Genomic DNA, 18,209 nt, shown 5'->3' with positions numbered 1-18,209 from the left:
GAATGTTAAATATATCTCAATAACAATCTAAATTATAATACTAAACGTACATCTATTTTAATTAATCAATCTAATAATTAAGATTCATGTCTAAAAAAAAATATTCCTCCAAAACAATATTGACATCAACAAAAAGCAAGACTAAAAAATTATCTAATAATCTCAGTTCATTTTTAAACAGTAAATCAAAAATTGAAAGTCCTTATAACAAAATTGTATTATTCAGTTCATTCTTGCTCTTTTGTATAGGTATCTACTTTCTTTCGGTATTTCATAATGATTTTGAACAAATAAATGCAGATAATGCAAGCAATGCTATAGGATATCGTTTTATTATCGTCGCAACATGCTTATTTATCTTTAAAGTGTCCTTTTTCATTTTTAAAGCCTATAATTATTTTAAATACACACCTATTGAAACAGTTTCAAATAAAGAACTTCCAACTGTTACAGTAATTGTACCTGCTTACAATGAAGGTAAACAAGTTTGGCATACTTTAATGAGCTTAGATAACAGTGACTATCCAAAAGATAAAATTCAGATAATTTCTATAGATGATGGCAGTAAAGATGACACTTGGAAATGGATGTTAGATGCAAAAGACAAACTAGGAAATCGCTTAGAAATATACCAACAACCAGAAAACCAAGGCAAGAGACATGCACTTTATCGTGGTTTTAATTTAGCAACAGGCGATATTTATGTTACTGTAGATAGCGACTCTATTGTTACAGAAGACACCTTAAGAAATTTAGTAAGTCCATTTTCAAAAGATAAACAATGTGGTGCTGTTGCAGGTAATATTAGAGTTTTAAACAATAAAAAAGAGATATTGCCAAAAATGCTAGATGTTAGTTTTGTTATGAGTTTTGAGTTTGTGCGTTCTGCAGAAAGTAACTTAAATTCTGTATTATGTACACCTGGCGCATTAGCTGCATATGGAAGTTCTGCAGTGCATAAATGTTTACCAGAATGGATAAATCAAAAATTTATGGGTAAAGCTTCAGATATTGGTGAAGATAGAGCCATGACCAACATGATTTTAAAACAAGGCCAGCATGTATTATTTCAAAAAAACGCGGTGGCTTATACTAATGTTCCAGAACAATATTTAGGCCTATATAAAATGTTTATTCGTTGGGGAAGAAGCAACGTTAGAGAAAATCTTGAAATGGCGAAATATGTATTTACCAATTTTAGAACAACAGGAAAAACAGGCACTCGTATTTTATTTATCAGTCAATTTTTAAAAATATTAATGAGTTATCCTTTATTAATCTCAATGTTATTTTTTGTAGCAGTTCATCCATTATTATTTCTAGGATCTACATTAGTTAGTATTTTAATTGTTTCTACATTTTCAGTTATATTTTTTACCAGTCAATACAAAACCACTCAAGGCATTTGGGCATATGCTTATAGTATAATGTACACATTTGCCCTTTTTTGGATAACACCTTACGCTATTGCAACTGCAAGCCGACGAGGATGGTTAACTAGAGAATTATCAGTATCTAAATAAGATATATTAAGTCTTAAATTATAACAAGGAACTAATACTTTTCTCCATCGTATAATTAGTAAAGCCATGTACCATAACGCCTCTACCCAATTTACAATTGTGTGTTGGGGCTGAATTGGCCATTAGTACAGATATACTACATCATCGCAGCTCATTAGGCTTAAATCAATCGGTTACAATAAATATTATGTGTATAGCAACGGAAAGAAAGGGCTTAAAACACTAAAATTCTAATATTTAAGTAAACAAGTCCTGCTGTAATTTTGAGATATCAATTAAAAACCATATATTCTTAGCTATGATAACACAAGACAAAGAGAAGTACGAAGAAGAGTTAAATCAGTCAATTTCCTATCTTAAAAACTTAGGTTATTCAAATATTAAAGCCGATGTAAAAGGTTATGAGACGCCTAAATCCTATCACAAAAAAGGTAGCGATATTGCTGTCACACCAGATATTGTTGCAGAAAAAGAAGGTAGAAAACACATTTTTGATTTAAGCTTGAAGTCGCAAAAACCAAGATTACTGAAATCAAAATGGCTTTTTTTAAACACTTTAAGTCAATTAAAGTCGTACCGATTTAGATTAATTACCACTAAAGGTCACTATAAATTTAGTAATGAAACTATAAAAAATATTAATCTTGATACTATTAAACTTCTAAAAATTTAATTTTTTTTCAATTGTTTTGTAACCTTTTGTGCATTTTTACGTATAATTACTAGTAACATTGCGTTGCTTTAATTTTGCACAAATCTTAAATTAAATGAGACAATTAAAAATTACCAAGCAGGTAACCAACAGGGAAACTGCGTCATTAGACAAATATTTGCAAGAAATTGGTAAGGTAGACCTTATTACTGCAGACGAAGAGGTAGAATTGGCTCAACGTATTAAAGCTGGTGACCAATTAGCTTTAGAGCAACTTACCAAAGCTAATCTGCGTTTTGTAGTCTCTGTAGCTAAACAATATCAAAACCAAGGACTTACATTACCAGATTTAATTAATGAAGGTAATTTAGGTTTAATAAAAGCAGCACAACGATTTGATGAAACACGTGGATTTAAATTTATATCTTACGCTGTTTGGTGGATTAGACAGTCAATTTTACAAGCTTTAGCAGAACAATCTCGTATAGTTCGCTTACCTTTGAATAAAATTGGTTCTATTAATAAAATCAATAAGACGTTTGCCTTTTTAGAGCAAAGCCATGAGCGACCACCTTCTCCAGAAGAGATTGCTAAGGAATTAGACATGACTATTAACGATGTTAAGGAGTCTTTAAAAAATTCTGGTCGTCACGTTAGTATGGATGCGCCTTTAGTAGAAGGTGAAGATTCTAACTTGTACGATGTATTACGAAGTGGAGAATCTCCAAATCCAGATAAAGATTTATTACACGAATCTTTAAGAACTGAGATTGAACGCGCTTTAGAAACACTAACACCTCGTGAAGCTGATGTTGTACGTTTATACTTTGGCTTGGGTAACGAACACCCAATGACGCTTGAAGAAATCGGTGAAACATTTGATTTAACGCGTGAACGTGTAAGACAAATTAAAGAGAAAGCAATTAGACGACTAAAACATACCTCTAGAAGTAAAATATTAAAGACCTATTTAGGTTAGTTTTTTAAATAATTAACGACTAACCTAAGGAAGACAACAACAGTTACAACATAACTGTTCGTTTTTTGATTGATGAAAGAACCCACGGCTGATTACCGTGGGTTCACTTTTTTAAGATTGTCTTAATTCAATAATTTTTAGCCCTTAAAAGCATTACAAATTCTTAGCATTTTATTTACCTTTGAGACCATTAATAGAAACATCATACAATGGCTTTAAAATTAATTGCTCCTTCAATGCTCGCTGCCGATTTCGGTAACCTTCAACGTGATACCGAAATGGTTAACAACAGTGATGCAGATTGGTTTCATATTGACGTTATGGATGGACATTTTGTTCCTAATATATCTTATGGAATGCCAGTAATAGCTGCAATTAAAAAACATGCAACAAAACCGTTAGATGTGCATTTAATGATTGAAAAACCGGAGCGCTATATTGAAGAATTTGCTAAAGTAGGTGCCGATATAATTACGGTACACTATGAATCTACGGTACATTTACACAGAACTTTAAGGCAAATTAAAAATGCTGGTTGTAAAGCAGGCATTGTTCTTAACATAACCACACCACTCAATGTATTAGAAGATATTTTGCCTGAATGTTATATGATTCTTTTAATGTCTATAAATCCTGGTTTTGGAGGACAAAAATTTGAAGACATCACTTATAAGCGTGTAAAAAATCTTCGTAAGATGATTACTGAGCAAGGTTTAGAAACACGTATTGAAATTGATGGTGGTGTTACAGATAAAAACATTAAACGTTTAGTAGAAGCTGGTGCAGATACATTTGTTGCAGGTAGTCATGTTTTTAGAAGTGAAAACCCAACTGCCACTATTAAAAATTTAAAAGACTTAGCTAATTCTTAATAAAACCTAACCCAATGGGTTTATAGAAGTTTTATTAAATAATTAATTAAATCGGTTGTAGTTACAATGCCAACTATACTTCCGTTATCTACAACAGGTAATGCATGAAACTCCTTTTTAGCTAATATTTTGGCCACCTCTTTTATGGTACAATCAGATGATACCGTTACTACATTTTTTACCATCACCTGATGTATTGAAAACATATTATAAACTAAAGAATCTACTTCCGTTTCCGTTTCGTCTACAGCATCAGCAAAGCTAATTCTCAATAAATCTGTGTAACTTAACATGCCTATTACGGCATCTTCCTTAACAACAGGAATATGTCTAATTTTATGCCTCTTAAATAGTAATTCTGCTTTTTCTAAATCATCTTCTTTACTAAGAGTAATGATATCCTTTGTCATTATTGTAGAAATTGACGCATCATTTTTCATAATCGTAAGTTTTATAATTACTACTAAAAATAGATTATAAAACCCTTAAAAATTATGACAATTGTCAGATACTTGACAACGATAAATTAAATTAATTTTGGGGAAGTATATTTTTTATATGTTCCGAGAATTTTACTGCACCTAAATAATTAAGGTGAGTCGTATTTTTAAACATACTATTATCTGTAATAAAATTTCTTAAATCAATTACACGTACATTCTTAAAATCATTTAACTCATTTAAATAAGCTTCTGCTTCGTTTAAATTTTGATAATTTTTAAAATATGATTCGTGATAAGGTGAGATTACAAATATAATTTCTCTATTTGTTGATTTTATTAAATGATTTAGCTTTTTATTTAAATTATTATTAATTTGAAATTTTGCTTTCGTATTTTCTCGTTTTTTAACGAGTTCATTAAATTTTTTTGATGTTAACACATTTTTTTCAAAACTCCCACCATTATCCGTAACTTTGGTTAAATTCATACGATTGTTCAAAAGATACTTTGAGTAAAGTTCAAACTTCCCAAAATACTTAACGAATGGTACATGATAATAAATTTCACCCTTACTTTTTAAAACCCCTTTAGTCTTGTTCCAGTTAGGTATATAATTTGCTATATCTCCATCAGAATACGTCAAGCCATTTAAATCATAATTAATAATAATTGGAGTAGATTTTTCTTTACTTAATTCATTTTCTAAAAAAAATAGCCAAATATTACTTTGTGTTCCTGCAATACCGTAATTAAAATAATTCTCACCTAATAAAGAGGGAACAAAGCTTCGTAAAGATCTAGAAGAACCAAAGATTGGAATTTCCGTGGCTTTTGTTTCATTAATTATTTTATTTACTTTAAAAGCACCACTAATCTCGCTTTTAAAAATTACATGCTCTTCAAAAGAATAATTAAATATTAAACATATAATTAAAAATGATATTAAAATCTTAAAAATAAACTTACTAAAATTGAAAATATATAAATTCTGCTGTTCCATTTATTCCAATTATTAGGATAATAAAAATTGTTAATAGTATAAAAAACAAGCTCTGTGTTTCATTTTTAAACACAAGGTTTTTAGGAAGTAAGTAACTAAGATATAGAAGTATAATAGAAAAAATACTTAATATCAAATTTAATGGCCCTTTTTCTGCACAAACTTGTACCAGATTAAATGAAAAATCAAAAAGAAACAACCTATTAAAATACTCAATAGCCTGACGCAAACTTTCTGCTCTAAAAAAAACCCATGTAATAGTAACAATAGTAAAAACAAAAAGGATATTAATACTTTTATGAAAAATAGTATTTCTTAGGTCGATTTTTACAAACCCTTTAACCTTTAGATAAACCACCTGATATATTCCATGTAAAGCTCCCCAAATTACAAAAGTCCAATTTGCACCATGCCAAAGACCACTAACCAAAAAAACAACCATAAGGTTGAAATAATTTCTTGGGACAGAAACTCTATTACCTCCTAAAGGTATGTATAGATAATCTCTAAACCAAGTTGACAATGAAATGTGCCATCTTCTCCAAAAATCTGGAATTGTTTCTGCTAAATACGGCCTATTAAAATTTACCATTAAGTCAAATCCTAACAATTTAGAGATACCTCTTGCTATTAGAGAATAGCCTGAAAAATCTGCATAAATTTGAAATGCAAAGAAAATAGCTCCAAAAATTAACGAAATTGAATTAGCGTTTTGAATATCCGAAAAAACAGAATTTACGTAAATTGCAAGCCTATCTGCAATTACAATTTTTTTAAAAAAACCATATACTATTAATGACAATCCGTTTATAGCTTCTTTATAATTAAATTGGCGTTTACTTAAAAACTGAGGTAAAAGATGACTGGCTCTTTCTATTGGCCCAGCAACTAATTGTGGAAAGAATGAAACAAAAACAGCAAAACTAATAATATTACTGGTATGCTTTATTTTCCCTTTATATATATCTATTGTATATGATAGAGTCTGAAAAGTATAAAATGAAATTCCAACCGGCAAAATAATGTTTAATGTCCAAGTATCAATATTAAAACCAAATGAAAACAACATTTCTTCAAATGATTTTACAAAAAAGTTATAATATTTAAAAAAACCTAAAAGTCCTATATTAGTAATCAAACTTATATACAAGAATATTTTTTTGGTTTTTAAAGAGTTAGAATTATTTATAGTCTTACCAACATAAAAATCGACTAAAGTACTAAATGCAATTAAACCTAGAAATCTCCAATCCCACCATCCATAAAAAACATAACTTGCAATAAGTAAAAGTATATTTTGATATACTAACGGTTTTTTCCTTAATGACCAGTAAAATATAAATACAAGAATTATAAAAATTAAAAATGCAAGAGAATTAAATATCATTTCTATTTATTAAGTCTTTTTAGATCTCTATTTTATTCTTTGGTTCCGTAACCGTAATTATAGCCATAATTATAACCATATCCATAAGATTTGTTGGTATCTACACTATTAAGCACGTAAGCAATATTTTTTAGTTTACCAGACTCATTAAGTTCTTTAGAATAATTCAATAAATTTTTCTCGGTATAATTAGCTCTCACTAAATAAATTGTAGCATCTGCTAACTTAGAAATTAACATAGTATCCGTAACTAAGATTGTAGGCGCTGTATCTACCACTACATAATCATATTCTTTACTGGCCTCTTCCAATAATTTTTCAAATCGACCATTAGTTAATAAATGTGCTGGGTTTGGAGGAATACTTCCAGATAAGATTATATCGTGATTAGGATGCTTTTCAAAACCTTTAATTATAGCGTCTCTCCAATTGTAATTTACATCATGTAAATAATTAGATAATCCAGGCTTATGCTTTTCTTCAGAGATATGAGTATGTATTTGAGGGTTTCTTAAATCTGCACCGATTAACAACACCTTTCTATTAATACTAGATAAGGATAACGATAAATTAATACTTACGTATGTTTTTCCTTCACCTTTAATAGTAGAGGTACAAAAAATAACACGACCTGTTCCTTTTTCTTTTACTGGCAAAATATAATCTACATTAGAACTTAAGATTCTAAAAGCTTCTGCTTGTACCGAATTATCTTCGGGATTTTTAAATATCAACTGATCAGACTTTACTTTAGGTAATTCACCAACAATAGGAATTTTAGGATTTCTTTCTTGGACATCTTCTCTATCCTTTACTTTAGTATTTAGTAATTGAATTACATAAAGCACTCCAAATGGGACAATAAGACCGGCTAATAAGGCCATGAGATAAATACTACGAGTATTTGGAGAAATTGGTGCACCATTAGAAATGGCGTATTCCACAACTTTAATAGACGGTTCTGTTATCGCTAAATTAATTGCAGCCTCCTCTCTTTTTTGCAATAGAAATAAATATAAACTTTGCTTAATTTCTCGTTGTCTTGTAATATCTACTATTGCTTTTTCCTTTGCTGGCAAGCTATATACTTGAGATGAAAACTTTCTGTTTTTTCGAGCAATTTGAGCTTTGGAGGCTTCTAATTGTTTAGAGTAAGAATCAATTGATGCGAAAATGTTTGATTTAACATCCTTTAATTTTGATTCTAACAATACTACGTTAGGATTGTTTTCACCTGCACTAGTTTTTAATAAATTTTCTCGTTCAAATACTAAGGTATTATAGTTATCTAATAATCCATTTATACTGGAATTATCTAAACCAATGTTAGCCGGAAGAAGCCCTGATTTATCTTCTGGTTTCTCAATAGATTCTTTTAGTAAATCAGACAGCATTAATTCCCTTTCTACTTCAAATAATTCTTGCTCCGATATAGTACGTTGAGAAATACCCAATTCTGCATCAGAATCTAAAGTAATTAAATTATTTTTTTGTTTATAATCTTTTATATCTACTTCAATGGAATCTAATTCTCTGGCCAATTTTGTAAAACGCTCATCAATAAAATCTATGGTACGCCTAGACACCTCTTGCCTGTCATTAATGCCATCTTCATTAAATACGTCTATTAAAGTATTTAAAACACGCTCGTTTTTAGATTTACTTTGACTTTTAAAATCTAATTTTAACAAATCACTATTGGCACCAAGTACACCGACCTCTATTCTATTTTTTAACCCATTAGTAATTGCTGAAATAGATGATAAACTAACAATATACGATTTACCAACTACTGCACCGATTGTATTTTTACTTTTTAGACTTAATTCAAATGGTAAATTATGATTTGATTTAGTTGTGTCGAAATTAGGGAAATTCAAGACCTTGCTTGTACTAGATGGTGTTACTTCAAAAGCATTTGGTTTTACAACTATTCTGTATGACGAACCTACATAAATACTATCGTTACTTACGGTTTTAGTTATATTAAAAGGCAATCTATATATTTCTGTGGTTAATACATTACCTTCTTCATAAAATCGCATGGTTAAATCTAGACGATCTACAACGTTTTCAATTATTCGATAGGATTTTAATATTTCTATTTCATTTTCTAAATTTATATTAGATCGATTAAATACAAAGGCCGAAGAGGGTAACTCTAGACCTTTAGTTTTATTTAAAATTTTAATTTTAGCACTTGCATTATATACCTTTGGTGTGTAACGCAAATAAATAAATGCACCAATTAAAGCCACAATTATGCCTAAAACGAACCAATACCAATAATGGGTATATCTTCGAATTTCTCGTTTTATTGCTTCGCCTTGATCTTTATCAATATTATAATTATTGTCTTCTAATTGACTCATATTATTTGGTAATTAATACAATTGTAGAGAATATTATTGAAACCACAGAAATTAAAGTTCCAACATTCCCTACAAAACCAGCACTCTTAACTTTAGGATTATTAGGGTCAACTATTATTGTATCATTAGGTCTAATAAAATTATAAGGTCCATTTAACCAATCTGCCTTGGTTATATCTATATGTGCTATATGCTGAACGCCATTTTCATATCTTATAATGGTAATATCCTCTCGTTTACCGTTTATTGTTAAATCTCCGGCGTATCCAAGTGCTTGTAACAAGGTAATATTATGCTCGGTAAAATTGTAGGTTCCAGGATTACTTACCTCACCTAAAATGGTAAATTTAGCATTAACCAATCTCACATTTACTGTTGGATTTTTCAAATGGCCCTCTTCCTCTAAAATACTCTTTAAGTATTTTCCGAATTCTTGTGTTGTTTTATCTGCCACAGATAGTTCACCCAATACAGGGAACTCTATTGTTAAATCTTCACTGACTAAATATCCGTCTAATTGCATCAGTTCAACACTATTTCCAACAGCATTATTACTTAAATTGTAAGGCATAGCCGATTCTGGTATCAAAGCTCCAATATTAATTTTTAATACATCATTGGGTTGAATTTTTGAATTTGCATAGGCAATATCTGTATTTGAATATTGCTCTACATCTTGTAAGTAAAGGATTTCCTTTTTACTCGTGCATGAGAACGTACATAAAACTAGAAACAAACAATAAAGGCGCTTTGACATTCGTAAGTATTTATTAAAGAAACAAATATAATCTCAATTATATGTTTAACAAAGAATAACCCGTTTTCAATTATAATTTTTAAACTAATATTAATTACTTTTCATTCCTCTTAACCAATCGAAAATAAAATATAATGAATATAAAATGGTTCCTGATATTAGTAATAATATAAGCTGCCAATTAATTTCGAAATTTCTAGAAAAATACGCCACAAATATTAATACTACGTTAGTAACAACTATTGTAATTGTAGTTTGTTTATGAGAAAAACCACATTTTAAAAAACGGTGGTGAAGATGGTTGTTATCTGCAGCGAAAGGGCTTTTTTTATGAACCACTATTCTAATAAAAAATATTCTTAACGTATCTAACAAAGGAAAAAATAAAATAGAAAGTACAATTACAGGCGATGAATTATGAAATAAACTAATGGCTTTACTTTCTGAAGAATCAATAAATCTAACAGCAAAAACGGCTAAAATAAATCCTAAAATCATAGACCCAGAATCTCCCATAAACATTTTTCGTCGTCTAGAAAAATTAAAATATAAAAACGAGATTAATGCACCTCCCGAAGAAGCCGCTAAAACCACCATACTTATATCTTCATATTTATAAAAAAATATACCAAAAGCTATACAAGCTATTAAAGCAAGTGAACCCGCTAACCCATCTATACCATCAATTAAATTAAAAGCATTTATAATTAGCAAATAAACAAAAAGTGTGAACCCAACAGAAACCCAATAAGGCATAATTGAAATTCCTAATATACCTGAAAACCCATAAATTCTAGTGTCCGTAAAAATTATTAGTAAAAATGCTGCTAATAATTGACCAATTAATTTCTTTCGAGGTGATAGTATTAATATATCATCTTTTAAACCTAAAAAAAACAGTACTGTAATACCTCCCAGTATTAAAAATAAACTTTTAGTCTCTAAAGGAGCTCCTGTAATGGTAATTGAAACTACAATACTTAGGTAAATTCCTATTCCTCCTAAATTTGGAACCGTACCCGTATGACTACTACGGTCTCCAGATTTATCTAATAGATTCTTTTTTAAAGCCACCAATAAAATTGCTGGATAACTGGCAAAAGAAATAATTAAAGATATAGCCACAGCAATAAAAACCATGAAGCCTACATAATCTATAGGATTAAAATTTTCAAGTAATTCTTTTACCATGATTATTCTAGAATTTTATAATAGTTAGGGATGCAAATATGCATTATTATTTTTTTTAGAATCTAAAAATAGTTCTGAAAAACTATCCTTTTAAAATTTTAGGTTATAAACTGTTTCAGTTTAGAAACATTTTTCACCATAATAGTCACCCAATTTCCGGTTTTATTTGTTTTTATAGCTCTATAATCCTCTTTTGACTTTTGAATAATATTTTTCAAACTCCTATTACTAGCGCCACCTACACGCATCTTTACAATAGTTTTAGGTAGAAAATAAAATTTTAAATGACCTTGTTTAAATATACGCAAAATAAAATCATAATCTGCAGCTATTTTATAAGATAAATCAAATATGCCATTTTTATCATATAGCGATTTTTTTAAATAAAGTGTTGGATGTGCTGGCATCCAACCTTTTTTTAACATACTAGAATTAAAGGGCTTACTGATCCAATTTCTAATAATCTTATCTGTATTTTCTAAAGCTACATAATGTAGGTTTCCATATACTCCATCAACATTTTCAGTTTTAAATGCATCTACTATGGTTTGAATAATAGTACTACTTGCTAAAAAATCATCAGAATGTACAAAGCCTATAATATCTCCTGTAGCTTTTGCAATTCCTTTATTTAAAGCATCGTAAATACCTTTATCTGGTTCTGAACTATAAATTATATTTTGATGCTTACTGGCCTGTTCTACTATATAGTTAAGTGTTTCATCTTTTGAACCACCATCAACAACAATATACTCAATATCCTTATAGGATTGGCTCAGCACAGAATCCATACACGTTTTAATAGTACTTTGGCTATTATACGTAGCTGTAATTATAGAAACTTTCATGTATTAGTTATCTAGTTTACGTGTTTTCACTTTAATTGCTGGGTTACCACTGTAAATACCGTAGGCCTCCAAATTACTAGTAGCCACAGAGCCTAAACTTAATACAGCATGACTTTCAAAAATAACACCAGGTGCCACATTGCTTTTTGCGCCAACCCAACTTCCTTCTTTTAGGAGAATAGGCTTTACAAATAAATCAAACCCAGAAACTTTATAATTATGATTACCACATAATAACAATGCGCCTTGAGAAATACATACATTATCTTCTAAGGTAACTTGATCTAAATTATCTATCCATACAGATTCTCCTATCCAACAATGATTACCAATACTTAGCTTCCATGGATATTTTATGGTAACTTTAGGTTTAATAACTACGCCTTTACCAATTTGTGCTCCAAAACGTCTTAACCAAAAGACTTTAAGCCCTGAAGAAATATTCCATCCACCTTCAAAAAACAACCAACTGATATAGTACCAAAGTAAACGTTTTACTTTTGACCCAGGATTATACCAACTATTATCATATTTAGATAAGTCTGTTTTCAAGTTATTTTAGGCTTTATTAGATTTAATTAGGCCATCAAAATAATTTATAGTTTTCCCTAAGCCTTCTCGCAATTGAATTTTAGGTTCCCAACCATTAAGTTCTTTATACGCTAAATCTATAACCGGTTTACGTTGCATTGGATCATCTTGTGGTAATGGTAAATGAATAATTTTAGATTTAGAATTGGTTAATTCAATAACTAATTCTGCTAATTCTAGCATTGTAAATTCTACCGGGTTTCCAATATTAACAGGACCTACAAAACCATCTCTACTATTCATCATTCGTATAGTCCCTTCTACTAAATCATCGACATACTGAAAACTACGTGTTTGTGTTCCTTCCCCAAAAATAGTAATATCATCACCTTTTAAAGCTTGCATAATAAAATTAGATACCACACGACCATCTTTTGGATGCATACGTGGCCCATAGGTATTAAAAATTCTAATAATTTTTATAGCCACCTCGTTTTGAGTGTGGTAATCCATAAACAAGGTCTCTGCACAACGCTTACCTTCATCGTAACAAGAACGTAAACCTATAGGATTAACATTTCCCCAATAACTTTCTGGTTGTGGATGTACTGATGGATCTCCATAAACTTCACTTGTAGAGGCTTGTAATATTTTTGCACCTACACGCTTAGCCAAACCTAACATATTTATAGCTCCCATTACAGAAGTCTTTATGGTTTTAATAGGGTTATATTGATAATGCACTGGTGAAGCCGGACATGCCATGTTGTAAATCTCATCGACCTCAATCATATAAGGATTAATAATATCATGACGCACTAATTCAAAATAATGATGATCCATTAAATGCTCAATATTATCTTTAGAGCCCGTAAAATAGTTATCTAAACAAATTACTTCGTTTCCTTCGTTAAGCAATCGTTCACATAAATGTGACCCTACAAAACCAGCACCACCTGTTATTAAAATTCTTTTCATTTCTATTAATTATTTAATGTGTTCAAAAATAAGGCTTTATTTTGTTCTATTAGATTTGGATTTTCAGTAAATTTTTTTGCAAATTCAACTGATGCTTTGAACCATTCATTAAATTCATCGCTATTCATGGCACAAAATAATTCAATTTTGGCTATAAATTGGCTCTTATTGTGTAACGGTATTTCAAATCCTAGCTTTTCATTAGAAAGAGACTGCCATGGTGTTTGATCCGATATTACAACAGGACATCCGTTTTGCCATGATTCCATTATAACATGCCCAAAATTTTCATGTTGTGTTGGTAATAATAAAATATGTTTATCTACTAAATGGTTAGCAATTTCATGATGCGGAACTGCACCTAAATAGTTTACCTCAATGTGTTTTGGTAATTGATCTATTTTCACTTTACAGATATCCCAATAATTAGGTTCTTCAATAGGCCCAATAATGCTAAAATTTACTAAATAAGAATCTTTAACATTAGCCAAATAATCAATGGCTTCTCCTAAATTCTTTTTTACAGCAATACGCGATAAAAAGAAGATATTTAGCTTATTAACTTCCTTTTCTTTAGGATGAAGAGTTTGTAATGTTTTAGCAGATAAATTTGGCGCTAATAACGAGTTAGAAGATGCTCCAAAATTTTTAAGCACCTCTAATTTTTCACTTTCTGCAGTAACATGCCAAACTACTTTTTTGTGAAACCCTAAAGCTTTAAAAAGTTTTAAAAACACCTTTTTCTTTAAGGGCTTAATTGCTAGAGCGCCTTTACCTAGCATTCCTCTAGGAGCCAGTACTTTTCTAATTGGTAAATTTTTACAAACCAATAATGGCAATAATGTAAATTTTTGAGAAAACAAAGAATTGAAATATACCGCATCAAACTGTTCTTTATAAAACAATTCTTTATAAAATTTATAGGTTTGATGTTGTGCGTCTAAATAAATAATTCTATAATCTTCCTTATTAATCCATTTGTTTAATGATAGTATCGGTAAATCTAAAGTCTCATCTAAATCGGAGTTAGAGGTAACTATATAATAATCAAAATGACTTTTTGTGTGATTTACCAGATTAGCTATAGATTGAATAGGACCTCCTGCTTTATAAGCTGGCAAAAACCAATCGATACAAATAAGTACTTTCTTTTTATCCTTTACCATTTAGAATCCTCTTAAAGCCATACAAGTTTAATTACCAATAACAACTGAATTAATTTGAGCCGCCCAACGTGTTAAATTAATATTTGAAGCTAAATATTTACTATTTGCAGACATTTTAAAATACGATTGCTCATCTTGTAGTACCAATTTCTTTATAACACGAGTCAATGCATCTTTATCGGTAGCATTATAAGTATAGCCATTAAAACCATCTATTAATAACTCTGTTGCTGCGCCACATTGATGCGTAGACACCATAGGCAAGCCCGCTAAAGCTGCCTCGTGGACAACCACACCCCAAGCTTCATACAAACTTGGCAATATAAACGTACCTGCATTGGTTAATAATTCTGGGATTTTTTCTGGGTCCACAAAAGGTGTGTGTTTTACGTTAGGATGTTTGGGTATTAAATGCTCCAATGGTCCACTACCAATAACGTGTAATTTAAATTCGTAATCGTTAGATTTTAATAATTTATCCACAACTTCAAACAAATTTTCTACGCCTTTATGGTCTACTACTCTGCCTACAAAAATGAATTGTTTAACATGTTTAGTTTGAGTAACTTTTTCAAAAATAGATTCATCAGCACAATATAAACCCGTTAAAATATGTTGTGGTTTAAAACCAAGTTTGCGTGCATAATAGTATTGTGGTTTACCAGGCACCCAAATATATGTTACATACTTTCTAATTAAGGTATAGCTAAATAGAGATGCAATACGCTGTTTTAAAGTACCTAACCACTGATTATCCATGCCTGTAATTACTGGTATGCCATTAGATTTATAGGTTTTAGCTATCTTTAAATAGTGCTTGTTAGTCCAACCAGCAATATATATTAAATCTGGTTTAAAGTTTGCAATTTCTGAATTTATAACCATTTCGGTATCACTTGCATAATCTCTTATTTTAATACCTGGCTCACTTTCTATTTTAAAGGGTGCATCTTTACTAGGCGTCTTTCTATACACTAGATAATTGTTATTGTTTAACTCACAATCTTTGCGCATACATGCCATCCAATAACCTGTTAAACGTGTATAAAGTACTAAAATATTCATAGTTAAACCGAAATAGATTTAGTTTGATTAATCTGTAATCCCCAGCATAGAAATACTAAGGGCATAAAAGCATTCATGGAAGCTGCCATCCAAGATTCTGAAATTGCCGAAAACAAACACAATAATAAAAAGGCAAATCTAACAATTTTCATTTGACTCAATGCAAACATTTTATACCAAAAAAAGGAGAACGCAAGCAAACCAATAACACCTACATTTAATAAAAGACTTAAATAAGAGTTCCATATGCCAGACCAATGGCGTGCTCTTACTTCACCAATAAAACGATCAGCATAACTATTTATAAAATAACTATCATATAACATACCTTTACCTAACCATGGTTGGTTTTTAATTTCTTCAACTGCTACCGCCCAAACCTCAGTTCTTCCACTAGCATCCTCTAAAGATTCTGTTCTTAAAAAAGATGATAAACCTAGTGAATCTATTACACTATTTATATTTAAAGAAGCACTAATACCGTATATATAGATAATTAATAAAAGTACTACAAAAAGTAATAATCTATACTTGAGTAATCGAATTATTATTTCATAAATTAAAAGACTAAAAATAGCAGTTCTTGAACCTGACAAAACAATCAGAATAAGTAAACCTAACTTAAATATTGTTAGATAACGACCTTTAAATGACGATAGTTCTATTTTTTTTATCACGTCAATTATTCCATACGAAATCAAAGAAACCATGGCTAAACCATTAGGGTTGGCCATAAGTCCCATAAAACGTCCTTTAATATAAATTTCACCTATAAAAGGAACAAAAAAAACGAAGAGATTTAGTGCAAAATAAATTGAGAGTATTGTAACTAAAAGGTTGTAAAATCTCTTGGCATTATAATCTATTAATAAAAACGTAATTTTAAAAACTACTAAAGCTACCAAAAAATAACTTACCCCTCTTAACACAGCTTCCATACCAAAATTTGAATTAAAATAAGTTATAAAAGTCGCAATAATGCTAAAAGGTAATATGTAAATAGCTTCAATAGACTGTAATAAATTATATCTAAATAAAATCAACAGGCTAATTCCTAAAATTACAAATCTAGAGTTTTGGGCAAAACTTAAAACATTTTTGTAGTTATCTCCAAAAATAAAAATAATCAAAAACACTAATAAAAGTGTTTCAATCTGCAATACTTTATTTTTAACAAATAATAAAGGAGCACAAAGCAAACTTGCACCAATAAAACCACCAAGTATGCCACCTAAAACTATTGCAAGTAGCCATAAAAATGATTTTTTATATAATTGAATACAGTTATAAAGTTCTTGCACTCTTATCTTCTATTTTCGAAATTGCAATTATAGTTTGACGTATTACTTGCTCCCATGTAAAATATTCTCTAACGCGTTTTAAAGATTTTAATTTTTTGTCATGTAAATCGGACTGATTTAATTCAGCGGCATTTCTAATTGCATTTTCCAATCCATCAACAATATTTCCTTGTATAAGCCATCCATTTTCACTATTTACCATGGCTTTTACAGCTCCAACATCCGTTGCAATTATCGCACAACCTCTTGCCATTCCTTCCATTATAACATTTGGCATCCCTTCAGAATAACTTGGGCAAACTAATATGTCCATTTGGTCTATTATCCTTTTTAACTTTGCAGCATCAAAGATAGAACCGTGATAAATTATATTTTCACTATTAATTTTAAATTCTTCAGCAATAGGACCAACGAAATGAAATTTATATTGCACATTATTACCTAATTTATTTAAGACCTCATTTATTTCTATTATTCCCTTTCTACGTTCTGCTCGCCCAACAAAAATAAAATTTATTATATGATTTGAATTTACAATTAAATTAGAATCTCTTAACCATTCTGCTCCTATACCTGTAGGTATTTGAATAATTTTTTTTGCAAAACCCTTACTCTTAATAATATCAGAAATTTTACCACCATAAGAAAATAATTTATCCGCCTTACGCATGTGGTACAATACAGGAGCCTTTAAAATTTGTAAATGCATGCCTGTTTTAAAATCTGGCCATTTCTGAAACATCTCGTAGCCATGAAAGTTAACACCAATAGGCACCTTAATATTAAGTTTTTTTCTTTTTTTTAGCAAAGCCCAACCAGCAAACCCTTTAGCGTACACAAAATCTGGTAAAGGATTAGCTAAAAACTTCTTTAAAATTCGTTCTGAATATTGATAACGCTCATATAAATAATGGCCTGGAAATTTTTTAGGCTCCGGATAATCAATTTCTATAATATCTATATACTTTAATTCTTGCTCTGTGAAAGGGGTAGGCAAATCTTTATTGGTAATGGCCTTGTAATGGTACAAATCCACTTCAACTTGATTACTTGCAAAATGCTTGGCTAAAAAATAAGAATGTTTTTGCATCCCTCCCATAACATATGGGTAAATACCATCGGTAATTAGTGCTATTTTCATATA

17 protein-coding genes and 1 pseudogene are annotated in these 18,209 nt (G+C 30.0%); 5 read left to right on the top strand and 13 right to left on the bottom strand.

Annotation, left to right across the window (positions count from 1 at the left end; all coding sequences use genetic code 11):
* Window positions 1-86 precede the first annotated feature (86 nt).
* The 5 genes and pseudogenes from GN138_RS05510 (at window position 87) to rpe (ending at window position 4,026) form a co-directional block, all read left to right on the top strand.
* Window positions 87-1,523, top strand: a complete 1,437-nt coding sequence (locus GN138_RS05510; protein WP_157362795.1) for a glycosyltransferase — start codon at window positions 87-89, stop codon at window positions 1,521-1,523.
* A 39-nt stretch (window positions 1,524-1,562) separates the two neighbouring features.
* Window positions 1,563-1,757: pseudogene (locus tag GN138_RS16145) on the top strand (hypothetical protein); the annotation flags it as partial.
* A gap of 64 nt (window positions 1,758-1,821) precedes the next feature.
* A complete protein-coding gene (locus GN138_RS05505) occupies window positions 1,822-2,196 on the top strand; it encodes a hypothetical protein (RefSeq protein ID WP_157362794.1) in 375 nt (124 codons plus the stop codon).
* 94 nt (window positions 2,197-2,290) lie between these two features.
* Complete coding sequence (locus GN138_RS05500) at window positions 2,291-3,154, top strand: sigma-70 family RNA polymerase sigma factor (RefSeq protein WP_157362793.1); 864 nt, start codon at window positions 2,291-2,293, stop codon at window positions 3,152-3,154.
* Between the two features lie 209 nt (window positions 3,155-3,363).
* Complete coding sequence (gene rpe, locus GN138_RS05495) at window positions 3,364-4,026, top strand: ribulose-phosphate 3-epimerase (protein ID WP_157362792.1); 663 nt, start codon at window positions 3,364-3,366, stop codon at window positions 4,024-4,026.
* Window positions 4,027-4,046: 20 nt separating this feature from the next.
* On the opposite strand, the gene GN138_RS05490 is transcribed toward rpe, so the two are convergent.
* From GN138_RS05490 to GN138_RS05430, 13 genes are all read right to left on the bottom strand, one after another.
* Complete coding sequence (locus GN138_RS05490) at window positions 4,047-4,466, bottom strand: CBS domain-containing protein (RefSeq protein ID WP_157362791.1); 420 nt, start codon at window positions 4,464-4,466, stop codon at window positions 4,047-4,049.
* Between the two features lie 91 nt (window positions 4,467-4,557).
* Window positions 4,558-5,469 (bottom strand): hypothetical protein, encoded by a 912-nt coding sequence (locus GN138_RS05485; protein ID WP_157362790.1) that lies wholly within the window; start codon window positions 5,467-5,469, stop codon window positions 4,558-4,560.
* The gene (locus GN138_RS05480; RefSeq protein ID WP_157362789.1) at window positions 5,435-6,856 is read right to left on the bottom strand and encodes an MBOAT family O-acyltransferase; all 1,422 of its coding nucleotides are present in this window, start codon (window positions 6,854-6,856) and stop codon (window positions 5,435-5,437) included. The genes GN138_RS05485 and GN138_RS05480 overlap by 35 nt, the downstream gene beginning before the upstream one ends.
* Before the next feature lie 32 nt (window positions 6,857-6,888).
* Window positions 6,889-9,228, bottom strand: coding sequence for a GumC family protein (locus GN138_RS05475; RefSeq protein ID WP_157362788.1), 2,340 nt, complete (start codon window positions 9,226-9,228; stop codon window positions 6,889-6,891).
* 1 nt (window position 9,229) lies between these two features.
* Complete coding sequence (locus GN138_RS05470; RefSeq protein WP_157362787.1) at window positions 9,230-9,985, bottom strand: polysaccharide biosynthesis/export family protein; 756 nt, start codon at window positions 9,983-9,985, stop codon at window positions 9,230-9,232.
* A 90-nt stretch (window positions 9,986-10,075) separates the two neighbouring features.
* Entirely contained in the window at window positions 10,076-11,176 is a 1,101-nt protein-coding gene (locus tag GN138_RS05465) for a glycosyltransferase family 4 protein (RefSeq protein WP_157362786.1), read from the bottom strand.
* A gap of 98 nt (window positions 11,177-11,274) precedes the next feature.
* Entirely contained in the window at window positions 11,275-12,024 is a 750-nt protein-coding gene (locus tag GN138_RS05460) for a glycosyltransferase family 2 protein (protein ID WP_157362785.1), read from the bottom strand.
* 3 nt (window positions 12,025-12,027) lie between these two features.
* The gene (locus GN138_RS05455; protein ID WP_157362784.1) at window positions 12,028-12,576 is read right to left on the bottom strand and encodes a WcaF family extracellular polysaccharide biosynthesis acetyltransferase; all 549 of its coding nucleotides are present in this window, start codon (window positions 12,574-12,576) and stop codon (window positions 12,028-12,030) included.
* Between the two features lie 6 nt (window positions 12,577-12,582).
* Window positions 12,583-13,533 carry a UDP-glucuronic acid decarboxylase family protein gene (locus GN138_RS05450; protein ID WP_157362783.1) on the bottom strand — a complete coding sequence of 317 codons (951 nt, stop codon included), beginning with the start codon at window positions 13,531-13,533 and terminating at the stop codon, window positions 12,583-12,585.
* Window positions 13,534-13,538: 5 nt separating this feature from the next.
* Window positions 13,539-14,699 (bottom strand): glycosyltransferase, encoded by a 1,161-nt coding sequence (locus tag GN138_RS05445; RefSeq protein ID WP_157362782.1) that lies wholly within the window; start codon window positions 14,697-14,699, stop codon window positions 13,539-13,541.
* A gap of 27 nt (window positions 14,700-14,726) precedes the next feature.
* The gene (locus GN138_RS05440; RefSeq protein WP_157362781.1) at window positions 14,727-15,764 is read right to left on the bottom strand and encodes a glycosyltransferase; all 1,038 of its coding nucleotides are present in this window, start codon (window positions 15,762-15,764) and stop codon (window positions 14,727-14,729) included.
* Between the two features lie 2 nt (window positions 15,765-15,766).
* Window positions 15,767-17,065 carry an O-antigen ligase family protein gene (locus GN138_RS16290; protein WP_157362780.1) on the bottom strand — a complete coding sequence of 433 codons (1,299 nt, stop codon included), beginning with the start codon at window positions 17,063-17,065 and terminating at the stop codon, window positions 15,767-15,769.
* Window positions 17,049-18,206 carry a glycosyltransferase family 4 protein gene (locus GN138_RS05430; protein ID WP_157362779.1) on the bottom strand — a complete coding sequence of 386 codons (1,158 nt, stop codon included), beginning with the start codon at window positions 18,204-18,206 and terminating at the stop codon, window positions 17,049-17,051. Before GN138_RS05430 ends, GN138_RS16290 begins: the two co-directional genes overlap by 17 nt.
* Window positions 18,207-18,209 lie beyond the last annotated feature (3 nt).

The organism is Winogradskyella endarachnes, from assembly GCF_009741275.1.
GTDB lineage: Bacteria > Bacteroidota > Bacteroidia > Flavobacteriales > Flavobacteriaceae > Winogradskyella > Winogradskyella endarachnes.
Note: the sequence above shows the minus strand (reverse complement) of the source record. Positions and strands in the feature narration are given on the sequence as shown.